Origin of the sequence: Consotaella aegiceratis, assembly GCF_036541425.1 — a bacterium.
Lineage (GTDB): Bacteria > Pseudomonadota > Alphaproteobacteria > Rhizobiales > Rhizobiaceae > Consotaella > Consotaella aegiceratis.
Window position 1 is genome coordinate 1 of record NZ_JAZHFT010000030.1, and the last position, 20,749, is coordinate 20,749.

A 20,749-nucleotide genomic window follows, 5' to 3' on the forward strand; every position below is an offset into this window, starting at 1 on the left:
AGACGCGACTTGGGGCCCAGGGCATCGGCAGTAGGCGACATGGCGGCGGCTCCTCGAATCAACCGCCGCCATGGAATCAGTCTCTGCGCAACCCGTCACCCAATGTCATTTGAGTTCGGAGCCCTGGGGCAAAAGGGGTTAGGGATTCCCATATGGCGTCACGTCCCGGCCTCCAGGGCTGGACCGCGCCACGATTCGCCCTTAAGCGACGTGTCGATACGACGTGGACAGGCCGTCGCCTCGTCATCCTGTCAGAACGCCGGAGCTGCCATGCGTCCCTATCTCGATCTTCTGTCGCATGTCTTGGAGCGCGGCACCGACCGCGCCGACCGGACGGGAACCGGCACGCGCTCAGTGTTCGGCCATCAGATGCGCTTCGACCTCTCGGCCGGCTTTCCGGTGGTCACCACCAAGAAGCTGCATCTGCGCTCGATCATCCACGAGCTGCTCTGGTTTTTGAAGGGCGATACCAACATCGCCTATCTGAAGGAAAACGGCGTCTCGATCTGGGACGAGTGGGCCGACGAGAACGGCGATCTCGGCCCGGTCTACGGCGCGCAATGGCGGTCCTGGCCCGACTATGACGGCGGCCACATCGACCAGATCGCCAAGCTCGTCGCCGATATCAGGGCCAACCCGAATTCGCGCCGGCTGATCGTCTCGGCCTGGAACCCGGCGCTGGTGGACGAAATGGCGCTGCCGCCGTGCCACTGCCTGTTCCAGTTCTACGTCGCCGATGGCCGGCTGTCGTGCCAGCTCTACCAGCGTTCGGCCGACATCTTTCTCGGCGTGCCCTTCAACATCGCGTCCTATGCGTTGCTCACCATGATGGTGGCCCAGGTCACGGGGCTCGAGCCTGGCGATTTCGTCCACGCGCTGGGCGACGCTCATCTCTACGCCAATCATTTCGAGCAGGCGCGGCTGCAGTTGGCGCGCGATCCACGTCCGCTGCCAAGGATGCACCTCAATCCGGAGGTCACGGACCTGTTCGCCTTCCGCTACGACGATTTTTCGCTGGAGGGCTACGATCCGCATCCGAGCATCAAGGCGCCGATTGCCGTCTGATCGGGAGAAACCGATGACCGAACCGAGGATCGTTGCCGTTTTCGCCATGGGCGAAAACCGAGTGATCGGACGCGACGGGGCGATGCCGTGGCGGCTTTCCACCGATTTCAAACGCTATCGTCGGCTCACCATGGGCAAGCCGATGATCATGGGACGCAAGACGCTGGAGTCGATCGGCCGCGCGCTGGACGGCCGTGAGACGATCGTCCTGACGCGGCGCGAAAGCCTGCCCTTCGAGGGGGTGCATTTGGCGGCTTCCGTCGAGGAAGCGCTGTCGAAGGCCAAGGATCTCGCTCGATCAATCGGCGCCGACGAAATTGTGATCGCCGGCGGAGAAGAGATCTATCGGCAGTTCCTGCCGTTCACCGACACTCTCTACGTCACCCTCGTCGATACGCGGCCCGAGGGCGACGCGTACGCTCCCGAGATCGACGAAACGATCTGGGTGAAGGCGGAGGAGGAGGCGGTGGCTGCCGGAGAGAAGGACAGCGCCGCCATGCGTTTCGTGCGCTACGATCGCCGCTGACGATCGGCGCCAGCATGGGGTCTGCGGCGTCTACGTCCCGGCGCATTCGATCGAGGCGCCGGAAGCCCGACGCTGAAAAGCCGGCGCTTGCGTTGAAAGGGCGCCTGCCAGTCATTATTAGAGCAACGCAATGCATGCGGCAGCTGTGAAGCGGTGCCGCTTCCGAACGCTTGGAGAGGACATCGATGCCCTGGAGCAATCAAACCGGCGGAGGCGGCTGGCAAGGAGGGGGCGGCCCATGGGGGCAGGGGCCGCAAGGACCGCGTCCGGGCGGCGGCGGTTCGCCCGACCTGGAAGAGATCCTGCGCCGCGGCCAGGATCGGCTGCGTCGTGCCATGCCCGGCGGTGGCGGTGGTGGCGGCTCGACGGGCGCCGCCTTGATCGCCGGACTGGTCGTCGTCGCGCTGGCGGTGATCTGGGTGTTTAACTCGATCTACACCGTGCAGCCGGACGAAGTCGGCGTCGAAATGCTGTTCGGCAAGCCGAAGCAGGAATTGTCGCAGCCGGGGCTGCATTTCGTGTTCTGGCCGATCGAGACGGTCGACACCGTGCCGACGGTCGAGAGCCAGGTCACGCTGGGCAGCGGCCAGAGCCGGGACGGCAGCGGCCTGATGCTGTCGGGCGACCAGAACATCGTCGACGTGCAGTTCGCGGTGCTCTACCAGGTCGACAATCCGCAGAACTATCTCTTCAACGTGCTCGATCCGGCGGGAATGCTGCAGCAGGTGTCGGAGAGCGCGATGCGCGAAGTCGTCGGACGACGGCCGGTGCAAGACGTGTTCCGTGACGATCGTGCCGGCATTGCCGAAGAGGTTCGCGGCATCGTCCAGGACACGCTCAACGAATACGGCGCCGGCCTGCGCGTCAACGCCATTTCGATCGAGGATGCGGCGCCGCCGCGCGAGGTGGCCGATGCTTTCGACGAAGTGCAGCGCGCCGAACAGGACGAGGACCGCTTCGTCGAGGAGGCCAACCGCTATCAGAACGAAAAACTCGGCGCCGCGCGCGGCCAGGCCGCACAGATTCGGGAGGATGCGGCCGGCTACAAGGATCGCGTCGTCCAGGAGGCCGAAGGTGAGGCGCAGCGCTTCGTCTCGGTGCTGAACGAATACGAGAAGGCGCCGGAGGTCACCAAGAAGCGCCTGTTCCTCGAAACGATGGAGGGCGTGCTGCGCGGCTCCGACAAGGTGATCGTGGAGCAGGACGCGGAAGGCGCCCAAGGCGTGGTTCCCTATCTGCCGCTCCCCGAACTGCGGCGCTCGTCCAAAACGACCACCCAGAATACCGACACCACCGGCCAGGGGGGCAACTGATGTCCAACCGCTTCTACGGCGCCCTCATCGTCATCGTCGCGGCCGTCCTTCTCCTGTGGAACTCCATTTTCATCGTCAACGAGAAGGAGCAGGCCATCGTCCTGCGGTTCGGCGAGATTCGGCGCGTGGTCAAGGATCCAGGGCTCTACTTCAAGATGCCGTTCTCCTTCGCCGGCGCCGATCGCATCCAGCGTCTGCCGGATCGGCTGCTGCGCTTCGATCTCGACGACATCCGGGTGCAGGTCTCGGGCGGCAAGTTCTACGAGGTCGATGCGTTCCTGGTCTATAAGATCGACGACGCCGCGCGGTTTCGTCAGGCCGTCTCCGGCGACATTCCGCAGGCTGAGCAGCGGCTGCGCACGCGTCTCGACGCCGCGCTTCGCCGCACCTACGGTCTGCGCGGCTTCGAGGCGGCGCTGTCGGCCGAACGCACCGACATGATGCGGGAAGTGCGCGACCAGATCCGTCCCGACGCGGCCTCCCTCGGCATCGCGCTGGAGGACGTGCGGATCCGCCGCACCGATCTCACGCAGGAAGTCTCCCAGCAGACCTACCAGCGTATGCAGGCGGAGCGCCTGGCCGAAGCAGAGCGGCTGAGGGCCCGTGGCCGCGAGGCGGGGGCGCGCATCAAGGCGGCGGCCGACCGCCAGGTCATCGAAACCCTGGCGGGAGCCCAGCGCGACGCCGAAATCCTGCGAGGCGAGGGCGAGGGGCAACGCACGGCGATCTTCGCCGAGGCCTTCGGACGTGATCCGGAATTCTTCGACTTCTACCGGTCGATGAAAGCCTACACGTCGGCGCTTCAGGATTCGGGCACCACCATGGTGCTCTCTCCGGATTCGGAATTCTTCCGGTATTTCAAATCCATCGGAGAGGCAGCGCCGACGGCTGCCGGCCGCGAGACGCCTGCTGCCTCGCCGGGCGGGCAGGCGACCGCGACCCCATCGTCCGATGCGGTGCCGGAAAGCCAGGCAGAGCCCGGCGATCGGGCGCAGGCGCCTGACGCCGCGGGAGAGCAGGCTTCCGGCGAAACCGGGAAGCCGTCTGCCGGACAGGCCTCTGCGCCAGTCGCGCCGCAGCAAGGAGATGCCCGCAACGGCGGGTCGGCCGAAGCCGCCAATCCGTGACCGACCTTTTCGCCGCGCTGGCGCTGATCTTCGTCATCGAGGGCGCTCTTTATGCCCTCTTTCCCGAGGCGGTGCGGCGGATGGGCCGGTCGGTGCAGGACATCTCGGAGACAAAGTTGCGAGCCGGCGGCCTGGCGGCCGCCGTTTTCGGCGTCCTCCTGGTCTGGTTGGTGCGCGGCGGCTGACATCGCCGCCACCGATGGCCGTTCGAATCACAGTCGCGCCAACTTGTCGGTTTGTACTTGATTCGGACTTTTTTATCGGATTGCGTTCAGCATCGCGCCGTGTTGGCCGTAAGACTCGAAGCGGTGATCCCGACTTCGGCGATGACGAAATGCGGCATTCCATGGATGCAACGGCCACGCATTCGATCTGGACCGGCTTTGGCCGACTGACAGGATCTCAGATGACCGGATATTCCCGTCGTTCCTCCGCGCCCCTTCCGGCGGTGTTGATTGCGTTGGGTCTGGCGCTGGCGGCCGAGCCGACTGCGGCGCAGACATCGGCCCCGGCTCCCGCCGCAGACGATGCGGACGCGCCAGCCGCGAGCCCGATGACCGTCGCGCCGGCAATGCCGCGCGGCCCGGCCTCGGTGGCCGACGTGGCCGAGGATCTGGTCGACGCGGTCGTCAACATCTCGACCTCTCAGCGCGTGGAAAGCGCCGGCCTTGGCGTGCCGCCGCCGGAGGCGCCGGAAGGCTCGCCGCTTCAGGACTTCTTCGACGACCTGATGCGCGAGGGCGAGGGTTCGCGCCGCGTCCAGTCGCTCGGCTCGGGCTTCGTGATCGACCCCTCGGGCTACGTCGTCACCAGCAACCACGTCATCGCCGATGCCGATGAGATCGCCGTCAACTTTCCCGACGGCACGCGGCTGGTGGCCGAGATCGTCGGCACCGACGAGAAGACCGATCTCGCGCTCCTGAAGGTCGAGCCGGAGAAGCCGATCAAGGCGGTCAAGTTCGGCGATTCCGACAAGGCGCGGATCGGCGACTGGGTGATGGCGATCGGCAATCCGTTCGGGCTCGGCGGCAGCGTGACTCTGGGCATCATTTCGGCCCGCGGCCGCAACATCAATGCCGGCCCTTATGACGACTTCATCCAGACCGATGCCGCGATCAACCGCGGCAATTCCGGCGGCCCGCTGTTCAACATGGCGGGCGAGGTCATCGGCATCAACACGGCGATCATCTCGCCGTCTGGCGGCTCGATCGGCATCGGCTTTTCGATCCCGTCACTTTTGGCCGAGAACGTCGTCGGCCAGCTCAGGGAGTTCGGCGAGACCCGCCGCGGCTGGCTGGGCATCCGGTTGCAGGAGGTCACCGACGAGATCGCCGATGGTCTTGGGCTGGACGAGGCCAAGGGCGCGCTGGTGATGGGCGTCGTGCCGGATGGTCCCTCCGACAACGGCGCCTTCGAGGTGGGCGACGTCATCGTCAAGTTCGACGGGCGCACCATCGACAGCTCGCACCAATTGCCGCGCGTCGTCGCCGAGACCGAAGTCGGCAAGAAGGTTGAGATCGAGATCCTGCGCAAGGCATCGCGCGACGCGCCGGCTGAGCGGCGGACCGTCGAGGTGACGCTCGGGCGGCTCGAGGACAGCGAGCAGGTCGCGGCCGATGCGGGCGATACGGACGACAGTGCCGATACCGGCGGCAATGAGGTCATGGCCGAGGATGTGCTGGGCCTGACGCTGGCGGCGGTCGATGACGAGACGCGGACGGAGTTCGAGCTGTCGGAGGATCTGGCCGGCGTCGTCATCACCGAGGTCGATCCCAATTCGGCGGCTGCCGAAAAGGGCATCGAGCCGGGCATGGTGATCAAGGAAGTTTCCCAGGAGACGGTTTCGAGCCCTGAGGAGGTCCGCACGAAGATTCAGGACCTGCAGGTCGAAGGTCGCCGCAATGCCTTGATGCTGATCGCGTCGAACACCGGCGATCTGCGCTTTATCGTGCTGCCGATCGAGTGATCGGCTGTCGGCGGAACGGCGTCAGGCAGGGCGGCGCCGTTCGATCCAGCGCTGCTTGGCCAGCCGGAACAGGCGGTGCGGCGAAAGCTCGGGATGACGCTGCGGATCGATCGTCGGATGGGCGAAGCGTCCGGCTTCGTCCTCGACGAATCCGAGGCGCAGCATGACGGCCGCCGATTTCACGTTGCTTTCGACGCAGAAGCTGACGATTTCACTGAGACCGAGCTCATCGAAGCCGTAGTCGAGGCAGGCTGCCGCCGCCTCGGTGGCGAAACCCTGGCCCCAGGCCGAAGGCATCAGCCGCCAGCCGATCTCCACCGCCGGACCGAAGGGGAGCTCGGTGCCGACGGGCGATAGTCCGGTGAAGCCGATGACCTCGCTTGTGTCGCGCCGTTCCAGCGCAAAGAAGGTCATGGCGTGGGCCGTGAACCGTTCGTTGAGCCGGTCCATGAGCGCATCTGACTCGTCCCGATTGCGCCGAAATGGGAAGAAGCGCATCACGGTCTCGTCCGAGTTCATCTCGTGAAAACGCGGCCGGTCGCGTTCTTCCCAGGGCCGGATGATCAGTCGGTCGCTGACGAGCGGGATCATTCGACGAATTCCGTGGCGTGGTAGCCCTGCATGAAGAGCAGGGCGGTCAGATCGCCGTGGTCGATGCGATGCGGCGCGGCGGCGGCGACCGATGGCTTGGCGTGCAGCGCCACGCCGGTGCCTGCGGCTTGGATCATCGCCAGATCGTTGGCCCCGTCGCCGACCACGATCGCATCGGCGATGGAAAGTCCCTGCGCGGCGGCGATGTCGTGGAGCGCGGCGAGCTTGGCCTCGCGGCCGAGAATCGGCTCGGCGACCTTGCCGGTCAGCCGGCCGCCTGTCACCAGCAGGCGGTTGGCGCGGTTCTCATGAAACCCCAACGCGGCGGCGATCTGGTCGGTAAAGGCGGTGAAGCCACCAGAAATCAGTGCGGTGTGGGCGCCGTGTGCGCGCATCGTCGCGACCAGCGTCTTGCCGCCGGCGGCAAGCGTGATGCGTTTTTCGATCACCTCGTCGATGACACTCTCGGCCAGGCCTTGCAGGAGCGAGACGCGTTCGCGCAGCGCCGGCTCGAAGGCGATTTCGCCGTTCATGGCCCGCGCGGTGATGGCCGCCACCCTGTCCTTGATGCCGATCTCAGCCGCCAATTCGTCGATGCACTCCTGGCCGATCATGGTGGAGTCCATGTCGGCGAGGAGAATCTGCTTGCGCCGCCGGCCTCTCTCCTGCACCACGCAGTCGAGCGCGGCCTCGAAGGCGAATGCGCGCAGCTCGGCCACGGCTTCGGGTGCAAGGGGCGCCTGGGTGAAAAAGTCGGCGGCGACGTCCGGCTCGAGCCAGTCGGGTCGCGTGCCGTCCAGCAACCGGGATGCCTCGTCGGCCAGCAAGGGCGTGAGGCCGGCGCGCGAACGCCCCGAGATCAGCGTGACGACGACCATGATCGGCAAGGCTCCGGGGCTTCGATGCGGCAGGAAGACGCAATTCTGATAGCGGGACCGACGGCGAGCGGCAAGTCGGGCTTGGCCTTGGCGCTGGCTCGACGGCTCGACGGCGTCGTCGTCAATGCCGATTCGATGCAGGTCTATGACGGCTTGAGGATCGTCACAGCGCGCCCGGGCGATGCGGATCTCGCCCTTGCGCCGCATCGCCTCTACGGCCATGTGCCGCCGGACCAGCCCTATTCGGTGGGGGCGTGGTCGCGCGACGCCGAATCGGTGCTGCGCGATATCCGGAGTACAGGCCGTCTGCCGATCGTCTGCGGCGGCACCGGCCTTTATTTCAGGGCGCTGCTCGGCGGTCTCGACGCGATCCCGCCGATTCCCGAAGTCGTGCGACGGCACTGGCGGGGCCGTCTGGCAGAGGAGGGGCCTGAGGCTTTGCATCGGCACCTGCAGGCGTTGGACGGCCAGACGGCTGCGCGGCTGGCGCCCGCCGATACGCAGCGCGTGCTGCGGGCGCTCGAGGTGGTCGAGGCGACCGGCCGACCGATCGGCGCATTCCAGGCCGGACAAGGCGCGCCGTTGGTCGATCCGAATCGGTGCCGGCGCTGGGTGCTGGCGCCCGATCGCGCAGTGCTGCGCGAGCGGATCGCGCAGCGTTTCGACGCGATGCTGGACGAAGGCGCGGTGGAGGAGATCGCCGCCTTTCGGCGCGACTGGCCGGCGGCCATGCAGGGGTCGGTCGGCAAGGCGATCGCCGTCGCGGAACTCTCGGCCTATCTCGACGGTGATCTGACGCTGGACGAAGCGCGCGAGCGCGCGATCAACCGAACGCGGCAATACGCCAAGCGCCAGGAGACCTGGTTCCGGCATCAGTTGGACGGCGGCTGGATTCGGCTAGCCACCGCTTCGGACCTCGATCTCGATCGGCTCTGACGCGGCGTTCTCGTCGCCCGTTCGGGAACCTGCCGCGGTCCACACAGTTGCATTCGACAGCAACAGGACGGGAAGGCCGATGATTGCACGACAAGCCATCCGCAGCGGCACGGATATGCTGGAGACCCTCGCGCGTGGAGGCTATGCAGCGCGGGGCCTGGTCTTTCTGATCATCGGCTACTTCGCCTTTCGAGCCGCTTTTGCGACCGGCCGGGCGATGGATTCCAAGGATGCGATCGAGCAGATTTTCGGCTCGACGTTCGGCGGCATCATGATCTGCGCGCTGGTCGTTGCGCTGGTGGCCTTCTCTCTTTGGCGCTTCGGCCAGAGCCTGCTCGATGTCGACGATCACGGCACCGGCGCCAAGGGACTGGCGGTCCGCGCCGGGCTGTTCGGAAGCGCCATCACCTACGGTGCGCTCGCCTTCTACGCCGCCTCGATCGTCATCGGCTACGGCTCGTCTTCGGACGGAGGTTCCGGCGGTCTGGTCGCCAAAGCCTATGAGGCCGGGTTCGGACGCGCGGCCACCTACTTGATCGGCGCGGTCTTCGCCGGTGTCGGCGGCGCCCACATCGTCAAGGGCGCCAAGGCGGGCTTCATGAAGTACATGTCGATCCCCGAGCGCTACTGCCGTTGGCTGAAGCCCGTATGCCAGTTCGGCCTGATCGCGCGAGGCATGACCTTCCTGGTGATCGCCCTGCTGCTCTTCACCGGCGCGGCGTCCTATCGGGAGGGCGACTCGCCGGGCCTGCGCGCCGCGCTGGAGGCAATGGACAGCTGGCCCTTCGGATGGCTGCTCCTGTCGCTCACCGGCCTGGGGCTGATCGCCTTCGGCTTATACGGAATTACCGAAGCCTTTTTCCGCCGCGTCGAACTGGACGAATAGGCTAGGCGACAACGAGACGGACGAGAGACCGTTCCCGGCGGCGGCACGGCTATTTTTCGGAATGGCCGCAAGGGGCTCTTGCGAAATGACAGCCGGGTCAGTAGGTACAGCGCCCGGAGGGCCTCGTGGCGGAGTGGTGACGCAGAGGACTGCAAATCCTTGCACGCCGGTTCGATTCCGGCCGAGGCCTCCAATTTCCCGTTAAATTTTGTTTCTGTTGGACGTCCGAGGTCGTTTGAAACCGCCTTTCGGCGATGGCGCGCAACGATTGCCGCCGCCGGTGCGCTTGCGCGTCACCGAGTGCCCGACTAAGGATTTGCGCGAGATTCCTTGCAAGAGTTGGGCTGATCCATGGATTTCGACACTGCACGCAGGATGATGGTCGATAATCAGGTCCGGACGACCGACGTCACCGACTACCGGGTGCTGGAAGCGCTGTTGACGGTGCCTCGGGAGGAATTCGTACCGTCGGCCAAGCGGCCTCTCGCCTATATCGACGAGGATTTGGCGGTCGGGTCCGGCCGTTATCTCATGGAGCCGTCGCCCTTCGCACGTCTGTTGCAACTCGCCAATGTGCAGGATCGCGATGTGGTCCTCGATGTCGGCTGTGCCACCGGTTACTCCTCGGCCGTGATCTCGCAGCTCGCCAGTTCCGTGGTGGCGCTCGAATCCGATGCTGATCTGGCGGCCGTTGCGACGGACAATTTGTCGCGGCTGGATTTCGTCAACTGCGTCGTGGTGGAGGGGCCGCTGCAGGAAGGCTATGCCTCCGAGGCACCCTACGATCTCATCATGATCGAAGGTGCGGTTCAGGACCTGCCGGCGCTGTTTTTCGACCAACTGCGCGACGGCGGCCGACTGGTGAGTGTCGAGGGGATCGGCAACGCGGCTTCGGCCCGCCTCTACATCAAAGAGGATGGTCAGATGTCCGCCCGGTTTGGTTTCAATTGCGCGGTCAAGCCGCTGCCGGGATTCGAGAGGAAGGCTGAGTTCGTATTTCAATGATAGGGTCCGGCTCGCATGCTCCTCTGGTCGATACATTCAGATCGAGTCGGACCTGAGATGATGTAAACAAGTCTTTGATTTTTAAGGTGTTGGCGAAGTCAATTGTCGACTTACGGCTATTGACTGCCGGTCTTCGACAACGAAACGCGTCCACGGGCGAAGATCATGCAAACCTGTTTTATCAAAGACACAGCCTTTGGAGTAAAAGGCTGTCATTTTCCTTGGAAGCTTTTTTGGACGACGCTTCTGAGCTACCTGGACATCAGGATACAGCTTTCGTCGGACGGGTCCGTCATCGGCCTCATCGACAGGGCGGCGGAAGTCAGCGTCTGACGTGGAGTATAGACCAATGACGAGACGATCTTGGATCACGGCAGCGTTGGCTGCCGGGAGCATCCTTTTCGGTGCGGCTGACGTGAGCGCGGAAACGCTCAGCGGAGCGCTCGCCAAGGCTTATGCCAACAATCCCGATCTGAATGCTGCGCGAGCCGAGCTGCGTGCCACGGACGAGTCCGTGCCACAGGCAAAATCAGGCCTGCGGCCGTACATCACCGGATCCAGCAGCGCGAGTGCCCAGCGAACCTATACGACGCACAGCGCCACTTACGGCGACGACGACTATCATTCCGATACGGTCGGCTTCGGCTTCGGCGTCACGCTCAGCCAATCGCTCTTCGACGGCTTCCAGACGCCCAACAACGTCAATGCGGCGAAAGCCTCGGTGCTGGCCAGCCAGAAAAGTCTCGTCAACACGATGCAGAACACGCTGACGGATGCCGTCACCGCCTATGCAAACGTGCTGCGCGACCGCGAGATCGCGTCGCTGCGGCGTCAGAACCTACAGTTCCTGGAAGAGCAGGTGAGGGCGGCTCGCGCCCGGTTGGATGTCGGCGAAGGCACCCGCACCGACGTGGCACAGGCCGACTCGGAACGCGCCCTGGCCACCGCTCTTCTCAATTCGGCGTTGGCGACCGTGGCCAGCAGCGAGGCCAACTATCGGCAGATCATCGGCGACGATCCCAACGGCCTGCAGCCTGCTCAGCCGCTGACCAAAGGTCTGCCGCCTTCGATCGACGCCGCCTATGCCATCGCGCAGCAGCAGCATCCGGCAATCCTGGCCACTCTACATCTCGTCGACGCGGCGGCCTATCAGGTCAAATCCGCCGAAGGCGCGTTGCTGCCGCAAGTCGGCCTGACCGGCGAAGTGGAGGACAGCTATTCGACGACGAATTCGGATCTGCCAGGCGTCGGTTCGACCAGCACCAACAGCAATGCCGTTACGGCGAGCGTCGGTCTCCAGCTGACCGTTCCGATCTATCAGGGTGGGCTGGCGTCCTCGCAGGTGCGTGAAGCCAAGGAGACCCTGGGGCAGCGCCGCATCGAGGTGGATTCGGCCCGCGACCAAGTTCGCTATGCCGTCGCCAGCGCCTGGGCCACTCTGCAGGCGGCCAAGGCGAACATCACCGGCTACGGCTCGCAGGTGGACGCTGCCAAGCTGGCGCTCCAGGGCGTCAGCGAGGAACGCAACGTCGGCCAGCGGACGACGCTCGACGTTCTCGATGCGCAGGCGGACGTGATCACTGCGCAGATCCTGCTCGTCGGTTCGCGTCGCGATCTGGTTGTGGGCAGCTACGCTCTGGCCTCCGCGATCGGCGCCCTGGACCCTGGAACGCTTGGCCTTTCGGTCGCCCGCTACGATCCGCAGGAGCATTATAAGGCGGTCGAAGACAAATGGTTCGGCCTGCGCACGCCCGACGGCCGGTGAGTCGACAGCCAGAGAACTGTTGTTGAAAGGTTAATTGCTAAGCCCCGGGGATTCATTTCCCCGGGGTTTTCGGTTTAGGTTTGGGTTATGATTCGGCGAAACTGGTTCGCCGATTTGATCATGATGCGGAGCCTGACGAATGAGCAATGCCTTGCCGGCAAAAGAGCCGTCGATGGATGAAATCCTCGCCTCCATCCGGCGTATCATCGAAAGCGGTGACGATCGGGGGCTGGGGCAGCCCCAGTCGGGCAGCCGGTCCGCTGCCGCTGGCGGTGCGGGCAACTCGCGGTCGGCCACGGCCGCGTCGCGGGTGGAAAGCCCGATTTCGCAGCAGGATGCGTCGGTTGGCGCCGACGCTGGGCAGCCGCACGCCGAGCATGAGCAGGACCGGGCCGTAGCCCGCCAGCCCGTCGCCCAGCCGCAGAGCGAGGCGTCGACCGTTCAGGTCGAGAACCTCGGCACGGAACTTCGGGCGACCGGCACCGGCCCCGTCGGATATGCCGATATTTCGGCGATCCGCGGCAGCATGCCGTTGTCGTCCTCTTCGGCGTCGATCTCGTCGGTGTCGCGGTCGACCCCGGCTGCGCAGGGACGTAGGGGCGGTGCCTCGCTGGCCCAGAAGGAGCAACCTGCTCCGCAGCCCGATTTTGAGCTCGACGATCGCTTTGCCGAAGAGCTGATGACCGAGGCCTATCGGCTCGGCGCGGCCGAGCCGGCTCCTGCCGCCGCTTCGGAGACTGAAGAAGCACGAGCCGATTTCGTTGAAGAGGAGACGGCCGGCACGCCCGATCGTGCCGCCAACGACGAGCGGCTGACATGGCCCGCCGACTCGTCCCGGGCGGCGTCGATCGAGGAGGACGGGTCGCTGGTGTCCGAGAACACCGGCCGGGAAGTCGCGGCTGCTTTCGATGAGCTGTCGAGGGCGATCCGCGAGGGCGAGATGCGCTCCCTGGAAGAGATGACCCGCGAGATGCTTCGCCCGATGCTTCAGGAATGGCTCGACGACAACCTGCCACGGCTGGTCGAACGTCTGGTGCGCGAGGAGATCGAGCGCGTGGCGCGCGGCAGTGGCCGCCGGTAAAGCGCCGATAAAGCGCCGGTCGAGAGCAGCTCGAACGTCGTCTGTCTTGGTTCAGGATGCCGGGAGCCCGTGTGGCTTCCGGCATTCGCGTTTTTAAGGGCCGTGGTCGAACGCTTGAAGCGATCGCGCCGCGCCATCGCCTCACGGCGCATTCGTCGCAGAATGCATCTGCTGGCGTAGATGGCAGAGCGGCGCCGTCTACCGAGATGGCGGATCGAAGCCCGCCTCCACCTCGGCGACGAGCTCGTCCACGGGACGGCAGCCGTCGACCTTGACGACCGTGCAGGCGAGGGTTTCGAGCCAGGTCAGGTGGCGAAGCCGGTTGCGGCCGGGGTGGTCGCTGTAGTCGTAGCTGGCTGCCCAATCCAGGAAGGCCGTATGCGTCTCATACATGGTGCCTCCCGGCGCCAGCGCGGCGGCGCCGAACCGAGCCAACTCCCGCTGCCGCAGCCGCTCGAGCCGGATCGACGTCGGTGTGTCGACGAACACCACCAGGTCGAACCAGGGTGCGAAGATGTCGCCCCAGCCATTGACCGACCCGGACAGGACCCAGCCGTGGCGCGCCGCGGCGAACGCCTTGCGCAGCCGCCTGAGCCGCTCTTCCACCGTCCGCTTTTCTTGATAGGGCGGCTCCGTCCTCTTCCAATAGAAATCGTCGGTGTCGCAGTGGGTCAGGCCGAGACGCTGCGAGAGCGCGGCGCCCAAGGTTGTCACGCCGGCGCCGGCGGCACCGGTGATGTGGATGTTTCGACTTGAAGACGGCATAGCCTGGACCGCAGGAGTCTCGAAATCCGAGACGAAGGAGCGTACAAGGCGCCACTGCCGCTGGAAAGAGGGCGCGCGATCGTGCCGCGTCGGCAAATCTCGGCCTGACGCGCCGGAAACGCGCGTTGACAGGGCTTAAAGCTTGCCTGTAACCCGCAGCGAAGCCGCAACACCCCTTCGGAACGACGATGATCGAGAAGACCTACGACGCCGCCCAGTTGGAACCCCGTATCGCCGAACGCTGGGACGCGGCCGATGCCTTCAAGGCGGGGGCCGGCGCCAAACCCGGTGCGGAAGCCTATTCGATCGTCATCCCGCCGCCGAATGTGACCGGCTCGCTGCATATGGGCCACGCGCTCAACGACACGCTGCAGGACGTGCTGGTGCGTTTCGAGCGGATGCGCGGCAAGGACGTGCTGTGGCAGCCGGGCCTCGACCACGCCGGCATCGCCACGCAGATGGTCGTCGAGCGGCAACTGATGGAACGCCAGGAGCCCGGCCGCCGCGCCATGGGCCGCGAAGCCTTCGTCGAGCGCGTGTGGCAGTGGAAGGCGGAATCGGGCGGCGTGATCCTCAAGCAGCTGCGCCGGCTTGGCGCGTCCTGCGACTGGTCGCGCGAACGCTTCACCATGGACGAAGGTCTGTCGAAGGCGGTCCTGGAGGTGTTCGTCGGCCTCTATAAGGATGGCCTGATCTACAAGGACAAGCGGCTGGTCAACTGGGACCCGAAGCTCCTGACCGCCATCTCTGATCTGGAGGTCGAGCAGAGGGAAGTGAAGGGGCACCTCTGGCACTTCCGCTATCCCATCGAAGGACGCGCCTTCGACCCCGAGGATCCCTCGACCTTCATCGTCGTGGCGACGACCCGGCCCGAGACCATGCTGGGCGATTCCGGCGTTGCGGTAAACCCCGAGGACGATCGCTACCGGACGCTGATCGGCGAGCACGTGGTGCTGCCGCTGGTCGGGCGCCGCATCCCGATCGTTGCCGACGACTATGCCGACCCCGAAGCGGGCTCCGGCGCGGTCAAGATCACGCCGGCTCATGACTTCAACGATTTCGAGGTCGGGCGCCGGCACAGCCTTGCGATGATCAGCGTCATGACGGTCGAGGCGGACATTACGCTCGCCGACAATGCCGATTTCCTCGAAGGATTGGAGCGGACCGAGGCGCTGGAGCGCACCATCGCGGCCCTGCATGGCCAGGAGCGGTTTGCCGCACGCGAGCGTGTGGTCGCGATGATGGAGGAGGGCGGCTTCCTCGCCAAGATCGAGGACCATGGACACATGGTGCCGCACGGCGACCGTGGCGGCGTGCCGATCGAGCCGTTCCTGACCGACCAGTGGTACGTGGACGCGGCGACGCTCGCCAAGCCGGCCATCGCAAGCGTGCGCGAGGGACGGACCAAGATCATCCCCGCCAACTGGGAAAAGACCTATTTCGACTGGATGGAGAATATCCAGCCCTGGTGTATCTCGCGTCAGCTCTGGTGGGGGCATCAGGTGCCGGCGTGGTACGGACCGGACGGCGCGGTGTTCGTCGAAAAGACGGAAGAAGAGGCGGTGGCTGCCGCGCTCGCCCACTATGTGGTCAACGAGACCATCACCGACGAGGAAGCCCGCGCAATGGCGGCCGATCCGGCCAAACGCCAGGGCTTCCTGAAGCGCGACGAGGACGTTCTCGACACCTGGTTCTCTTCGGCGCTCTGGCCGTTCTCGACGCTCGGCTGGCCGGACGAGACGCCCGCGCTCGCCACCTACTATCCGACCAGCGTGCTCGTCACCGGTTTCGACCTCATCTTCTTCTGGGTCGCCCGGATGATGATGATGGGTCTCTATTGCATGAAGACGGAGCCGTTCCACACCGTCTACATGCACGCGCTGGTGCGCGATAAGAACGGCGCCAAGATGTCGAAGTCCAAGGGCAACGTCATCGATCCGCTGGACCTGATCGAGGACTATGGCGCCGACGCGCTGCGCTTCACCCTGGCGATCATGGCGGCACAAGGCCGCGACGTGAAGCTCGATCCGCAGCGCATCGCCGGCTATCGCAACTTCGGCACCAAGCTCTGGAACGCCACGCGGTTTGCGGAGATGAACGGTGCCCGGCATGGCGCGACGGTCGATCCGTCGGCGCTGGAATTGCCGCTCAACCGTTGGCTCGTGACCGAACTCGGCCGCACCATCAACACCGTGACTGCCGCGCTCGAAGCCTACCGCTTCAACGAGGCGGCGGGTGCGGTCTATCGCTTCGTCTGGAATCTGTTCTGCGACTGGTATCTGGAACTCGCCAAGCCGGTCTTCGGCGAAGGCAGCGAGGCGGCCCAGGCGGAGACGAGGGCGGTGACGGGCTATGTGCTCGACCGCGTCTACGCGCTGCTGCATCCGTTCATGCCGTTCCTCACGGAGGAACTGTGGAGGGTCACCGCACCTGAGGGCGCGCCGCGAGCGGCGCTGCTGTGCCATACCGAATGGCCGACGCTCGACTTTGTCGATACCGATGCCGCCGACGATATCAACTGGCTGATCGAACTGGTCGGCGAGATCCGTTCCGTGCGCACGGAGATGAACGTTCCGGCCGGTGCGGAAGCCGCCTTGGTCGCGGTGCGTCCCGAGCCCACCATGGCCGAACGCCTCTCCCGGCACGATGCCGCGCTGCGCCGTCTGGCTCGGCTGAGCACCATCGGTTCGGACGAGGCACCGCCAGCCCAGTCTGCTCAGATCATCGTAGCGGGGATGACCTTCGCCCTGCCGCTCGAAGGCATGATCGACATCACGGCCGAGCGGGCGCGCCTCGACAAGGCGTTGCAGAAAGCCGAAGCGGAAGCCGGGCGGATCGAAAAGAAGCTCGGCAATGAGAAGTTCGTGGCCAACGCGCCCGAGGAGATCGTCGAGCAGGAGCGCGAGAAGCTCGCTGCCTATCGCGCGGAAGCCGACAAGCTTCGCACGGCGCGCCAGCGGCTGGGCTGACGCACCGGCTATATGGCCTGCGGCGCGGGGAGCGTGGGAATTCGGCAACGTTTCACGGTCCCCATCACGCTGTGGATTTCTCGCAACACTGTGGCGAACTTGCTTTCGTTATAATCGTTCTCAGTTCGAACGCCGCGCTGCTGCCATAAAGAATGGGCACTTCACGGGGCGTTCGAGCGCGGCCGTTGCCAGATCGACGGCGCGATCGCTTGCACGACCTGAGGGGCGTGAGGGGGCAATGAGGACAAGACGGTTTTGGCCGGCGGGCGTGTTTTCGCCGGCGCGGCAGGGCTGTGCCCTGCGTGAAGGAGAGCGGACCTGTGCGCCCGCCGCAGCCGGCATCGTCCGCGCTGCGCGTCGCCCGGCCTTGCTCGCGATGACGCTGATGGCGCTGCTGGCTTCGACCAATGGCTTGCAGGCGCTCGATCCGAACACGGTGATCACCCAGGACCCCGGCCCGATCGAATCCTTCATGCGCGGCTTCAAGGCCTATCAGCGCGGCGAAAAGGCCGCGGCTGTCGAGGCGCTGCGCTACGCGGCCGAAAAAGGCCATCCGGGTGCGCGCTGGAAGCTCGGCCGGATGTATGCCGACGGCGACGGCGTCAAGGAAGACGATTACCAGGCCTTCAAGATTTTCGAAGGGATCGTGCGCGATCAGCAGGACGACACAGCCGCCTCGCAGAACGCCGCCTACGTCGCCAGTTCGATCGTGGCGCTCGCCGACTATCTACGGCGCGGCATCCCCGACAGCCCGGTTCAGGTGAACCTGCCTCAGGCCCGGCAGCTCTACTTCCATGCCGCGAGCTATTTCGGCGATCCCGAGGCGCAGTTCGAGCTGGGACGCATGCTGCTCAATGGCGAAGGCGGGCGGACCGACCCCAGGCAGGCGGCGCGCTGGCTCAAACTGGCGGCCGGCAAGGGGCATGTCGGTGCCCAGGCTCTGCTCGGCTATCTGCTGTTCAACGGCGAGAAGATCGCAGTGCGTCCGCAGCCGGTGCGCGGCCTGAGCCTGCTCACCGACGCCCTTGCGCACGCCTCGCCGTCGGACAGGGAATGGATTCGCCCGCTTCAGGAGGAGGTCTTCGGCCTCGCCGACGAAACGACGCGCAAGACCGCGATGGCGTCCGTGGAAGAGCAGCAGCCCATCGTCAGCAAGAATTGAATCGAGGCCATTACGGCCGCCGGTTCTGATCGACATGCAAAAGGCGGCTCGAAGCCGCTTTTTTCATGGATGCGTGCGGACGATCCGGCTCCGGGTGCTGCGAAGCGGTCTATGAGCAGCCGACCTCAGGCGGCGAGTTCGACCACCACGGGAACGTGGTCGGACGGCTTTTCCCAGGCCCGCACGTCCTTGTCGATCCCGACGCCGGCAAGGCGGCTTGCAGCCTCCGGCGACAGCAGCAGGTGGTCGATCCTGATGCCGTTGTTCTTCTGCCAGGCGCCTGCCTGATAGTCCCAGAACGTGTAGGTCCCTGCATCGGCTGTCGCGGCGCGAACCGCATCGGTGAACCCCAGATTGACGAGCCGCCGCCACGCGCCGCGGCTTTCCGGCTGAAACAGCGCGTCGCCGACCCACGCCTCGGGTGTCTTGGCGTCGATCGGCTCGGGAATGACATTGTAGTCACCGGCCAGCACCACATCGCATTCGGTCGCGAGCAGACGCCGCCCGTGCGCTTCGAGCCGGGCCATCCAGCGAAGCTTGTAGTCGAATTTCTCGGTGCCCATGGGATTGCCGTTGGGCAGATAGATCGAGGCGACGATCAGCTTGCGCTGACCGATACTCCACTGTCCCTCGATGAAGCGTGCCTGGACATCGTCCTCGTCGCCCAAAAGGCCGTTCTCTGACCGCTCAGGTGGCACCTTCGACAGAAGGGCGACGCCGTTGAAGCCTTTCTGTCCGTGAGTCTCGACATGATAGCCGAGGGCCTCGATCGGCTGCCGCGGGAAGCTGTCGTCCTGCGATTTGATCTCCTGCAGGCAGACGATGTCGGGCGAACGCTGCTCGAGCCAGTCGAGCAGATTGTCCAGACGAGCCCTGACGCCGTTGATATTCCAGGTCGCAATCAGCATGGTTGGTGGATCCACTGTCTGGCGTCGCGCGCCCAAAATAGCCTACCGGCGGCGAAATCATCGTCGCTCGTCGCTTCGACGACCAGAACTCTCGGCCGTTGGTGTCCTGGCTCAGATCGAGAAACTGGTGCCGCAGCCGCAGGAGGCGACCGCGTTGGGATTGCGGATCTGGAAAGACTGGCCCATCAGATCATCGACGAAATCGACGACGGAGCCTTCCATGTAGGCCAGCGAGACGGGGTCGACCAAGACGGTCGCGCCATCCTTCTCGATGATCAGATCGTCGGGCTCGCTCTGGCCGGTCAGATCGTATTTATAGGAAAAGCCGGAGCACCCGCCGCCTTCGACGGAGATGCGCAGGGCAGTCGGTTCGCCGCGCTTTGCCGCGATCGCCGCAATGCGCCGGGCGGCAGCCTCGGACACGACGACCGGGTTGGCGGGAGCAGTGGTTTCACTCATATCTGGCCGCAACGAGCTTCCACCGGCGGCATCGGCTCGTTTCCCTCATTGGACTATCCGCATAAGTATGAGGCCCGATACGACGGGTCAATCCGGCGAAGGCACGCGACATGGACGACGATCTTCTGACGAGCATCGCGATGGGCGGCGAACGCGCCGTATGGGCGGCTCGGCCGGATCGCTCGCGCGGGCGGTTTCATGCCGAACCGGCGAGCCTCACCCGCACGCCGTTTCAACGCGACCGCGACCGCATCGTGCATTCGACCGCGTTTCGCCGCCTGAAGCACAAGACGCAAGTGTTCGTCGCCTATGAAGGGGATCATTTCCGCACGCGGCTGACCCATACGATCGAGGTCTCGCAGATCGCCCGCGCCTTCGCCCGGGCTTTGCGGCTGGACGAGGATCTGGCGGAGGCGGTCGCCCTGGTCCACGACTTCGGCCATACGCCGTTCGGTCATGCCGGCGAGCGCGTGCTTCAGGCCAAGATGGCCGACTACGGCGGGTTCGACCACAACGCCCAGTCGCTGCGCATCGTCACGGCGCTGGAGCGGCGCTATGCCGAATTCGACGGCCTCAATCTCACCTGGGAAACGCTGGAAGGGCTGGTCAAGCATAACGGGCCGCTGACCGGTCCGCATGCCGGGGGCGAGCCGGCGACCCGGCCGATCCTGGAGTTCGACGCGGCCTATCCGCTCGATCTCGACTCGCATGCCAGCCTCGAAGCCCAGTCGGCGGCGCTCTCGGACGACATCGCCTACAACACGCACGACCTGGACGACGGCCTGCGCGCCGGGCTGCTCGATATCGACGACCTGCGCGAACTGGATCTGGCCGGCGATATCCTCGCCGAGGTCGAAGGCAAATATCCGGGGCTCGAAAGGCCCCGGCTGATCAACGAGATCATGCGCCGGCATATCACCCGGATGGTGGAGGACGTGATCAGGACGACCTTGTCGGGCCTGCATGAACTTCAGCCGGACGGCGCCGACGCGGTGCGCCAGGCGGGCCGGACCATCGTGCGGTTTTCGCCCGCGATGGAGCGCGCACAGCGGCAGACGCGCCGGTTCCTGTTTGAGCGGGTCTACCGCCATGAGACGGTGATGCGCGTGATGCGCCAGGCGGAAGGCGTCGTGGCGGAGCTCTTCGACCGGTTCATGGACAAGCCCGAGGAGATGCCGGACGAGTGGCACGAAAATGCCGCGTCGCTCGACCGTCTGAAGCTGGCGCGGCGCGTCGCCGACTACCTGTCGGGCATGACCGACACCTATGCGCTCGACGAGCATCGCCGCCTGTTTGACCGCACACTGGATATGCGATAGGCGCCGCGCATTCTGTCAACCCAGATCC

19 protein-coding genes and 1 tRNA gene are annotated in these 20,749 nt (G+C 65.3%); 15 read left to right on the forward strand and 5 right to left on the reverse strand.

The genetic code is table 11. The annotated features are described in order from the left end of the window. Positions 1-270 precede the first annotated feature (270 nt). The 6 genes from SMD10_RS17995 to SMD10_RS18020 all read left to right on the forward strand — a co-directional run bounded on the left by SMD10_RS17995 (position 271) and on the right by SMD10_RS18020 (position 5,997). Positions 271-1,065, forward strand: a complete 795-nt coding sequence (locus SMD10_RS17995) for a thymidylate synthase (RefSeq protein ID WP_331687123.1) — start codon at positions 271-273, stop codon at positions 1,063-1,065. Between the two features lie 13 nt (positions 1,066-1,078). Beyond that, positions 1,079-1,591, forward strand: coding sequence for a dihydrofolate reductase (locus SMD10_RS18000; RefSeq protein WP_331687124.1), 513 nt, complete (start codon positions 1,079-1,081; stop codon positions 1,589-1,591). Positions 1,592-1,776: 185 nt separating this feature from the next. Beyond that, the gene (hflK, locus tag SMD10_RS18005; RefSeq protein ID WP_331687125.1) at positions 1,777-2,904 is read left to right on the forward strand and encodes an FtsH protease activity modulator HflK; all 1,128 of its coding nucleotides are present in this window, start codon (positions 1,777-1,779) and stop codon (positions 2,902-2,904) included. Then, complete coding sequence (gene hflC, locus SMD10_RS18010) at positions 2,904-4,031, forward strand: protease modulator HflC (RefSeq protein WP_331687126.1); 1,128 nt, start codon at positions 2,904-2,906, stop codon at positions 4,029-4,031. The genes hflK and hflC overlap by 1 nt, the downstream gene beginning before the upstream one ends. Then, a complete protein-coding gene (locus SMD10_RS18015) occupies positions 4,028-4,216 on the forward strand; it encodes a DUF2065 domain-containing protein (protein ID WP_331687127.1) in 189 nt (62 codons plus the stop codon). Before hflC ends, SMD10_RS18015 begins: the two co-directional genes overlap by 4 nt. Before the next feature lie 221 nt (positions 4,217-4,437). Further along, the gene (locus tag SMD10_RS18020; RefSeq protein ID WP_432757267.1) at positions 4,438-5,997 is read left to right on the forward strand and encodes a DegQ family serine endoprotease; all 1,560 of its coding nucleotides are present in this window, start codon (positions 4,438-4,440) and stop codon (positions 5,995-5,997) included. 21 nt (positions 5,998-6,018) lie between these two features. Here the strand turns inward: SMD10_RS18020 and SMD10_RS18025 are convergent, their stop codons facing one another. After that, positions 6,019-6,588 carry a GNAT family N-acetyltransferase gene (locus SMD10_RS18025; RefSeq protein WP_331687128.1) on the reverse strand — a complete coding sequence of 190 codons (570 nt, stop codon included), beginning with the start codon at positions 6,586-6,588 and terminating at the stop codon, positions 6,019-6,021. Beyond that, positions 6,585-7,466, reverse strand: coding sequence for a phosphoserine phosphatase SerB (gene serB / locus SMD10_RS18030; RefSeq protein WP_331687129.1), 882 nt, complete (start codon positions 7,464-7,466; stop codon positions 6,585-6,587). Before serB ends, SMD10_RS18025 begins: the two co-directional genes overlap by 4 nt. Positions 7,467-7,490: 24 nt before the next feature. On the opposite strand from serB, the gene miaA reads away from it, so the two are divergent. The 6 genes from miaA (at position 7,491) to SMD10_RS18060 (ending at position 13,139) form a co-directional block, all read left to right on the forward strand. Next, the gene (gene miaA, locus SMD10_RS18035; protein WP_331687130.1) at positions 7,491-8,402 is read left to right on the forward strand and encodes a tRNA (adenosine(37)-N6)-dimethylallyltransferase MiaA; all 912 of its coding nucleotides are present in this window, start codon (positions 7,491-7,493) and stop codon (positions 8,400-8,402) included. A 79-nt stretch (positions 8,403-8,481) separates the two neighbouring features. Beyond that, entirely contained in the window at positions 8,482-9,288 is an 807-nt protein-coding gene (locus tag SMD10_RS18040; RefSeq protein ID WP_331687131.1) for a DUF1206 domain-containing protein, read from the forward strand. 119 nt (positions 9,289-9,407) lie between these two features. Next, a tRNA-Cys gene (locus SMD10_RS18045) sits at positions 9,408-9,481 on the forward strand. A 158-nt stretch (positions 9,482-9,639) separates the two neighbouring features. Continuing rightward, positions 9,640-10,293, forward strand: coding sequence for a protein-L-isoaspartate O-methyltransferase family protein (locus SMD10_RS18050; protein WP_331687132.1), 654 nt, complete (start codon positions 9,640-9,642; stop codon positions 10,291-10,293). A gap of 349 nt (positions 10,294-10,642) precedes the next feature. Next, positions 10,643-12,058, forward strand: coding sequence for a TolC family outer membrane protein (locus SMD10_RS18055; RefSeq protein ID WP_331687133.1), 1,416 nt, complete (start codon positions 10,643-10,645; stop codon positions 12,056-12,058). A gap of 172 nt (positions 12,059-12,230) precedes the next feature. Further along, on the forward strand, positions 12,231-13,139 hold the full coding sequence (locus SMD10_RS18060; protein WP_331687134.1) for a PopZ family protein: 909 nt from the start codon (positions 12,231-12,233) through the stop codon (positions 13,137-13,139). Between the two features lie 198 nt (positions 13,140-13,337). On the opposite strand, the gene SMD10_RS18065 is transcribed toward SMD10_RS18060, so the two are convergent. Then, a complete protein-coding gene (locus SMD10_RS18065; RefSeq protein WP_331687135.1) occupies positions 13,338-13,904 on the reverse strand; it encodes an AAA family ATPase in 567 nt (188 codons plus the stop codon). Positions 13,905-14,092: 188 nt separating this feature from the next. On the opposite strand from SMD10_RS18065, the gene SMD10_RS18070 reads away from it, so the two are divergent. Then, positions 14,093-16,873, forward strand: a complete 2,781-nt coding sequence (locus SMD10_RS18070) for a valine--tRNA ligase (protein WP_331687136.1) — start codon at positions 14,093-14,095, stop codon at positions 16,871-16,873. Between the two features lie 376 nt (positions 16,874-17,249). Continuing rightward, positions 17,250-18,035, forward strand: coding sequence for a tetratricopeptide repeat protein (locus SMD10_RS18075; RefSeq protein WP_432757270.1), 786 nt, complete (start codon positions 17,250-17,252; stop codon positions 18,033-18,035). A 125-nt stretch (positions 18,036-18,160) separates the two neighbouring features. Here SMD10_RS18075 and xth read toward each other — a convergent pair whose 3' ends face one another. Next, positions 18,161-18,943, reverse strand: a complete 783-nt coding sequence (gene xth, locus SMD10_RS18080) for an exodeoxyribonuclease III (protein WP_331687138.1) — start codon at positions 18,941-18,943, stop codon at positions 18,161-18,163. Between the two features lie 111 nt (positions 18,944-19,054). Then, positions 19,055-19,402: an iron-sulfur cluster insertion protein ErpA gene (erpA, locus tag SMD10_RS18085; protein WP_331687139.1), complete on the reverse strand. Its 348-nt coding sequence runs from the start codon at positions 19,400-19,402 to the stop codon at positions 19,055-19,057. Between the two features lie 110 nt (positions 19,403-19,512). Here erpA and SMD10_RS18090 point away from each other — a divergent pair, with 110 nt between their 5' ends. After that, positions 19,513-20,721 carry a deoxyguanosinetriphosphate triphosphohydrolase gene (locus SMD10_RS18090; protein WP_331687140.1) on the forward strand — a complete coding sequence of 403 codons (1,209 nt, stop codon included), beginning with the start codon at positions 19,513-19,515 and terminating at the stop codon, positions 20,719-20,721. Positions 20,722-20,749: the final 28 nt, after the last annotated feature.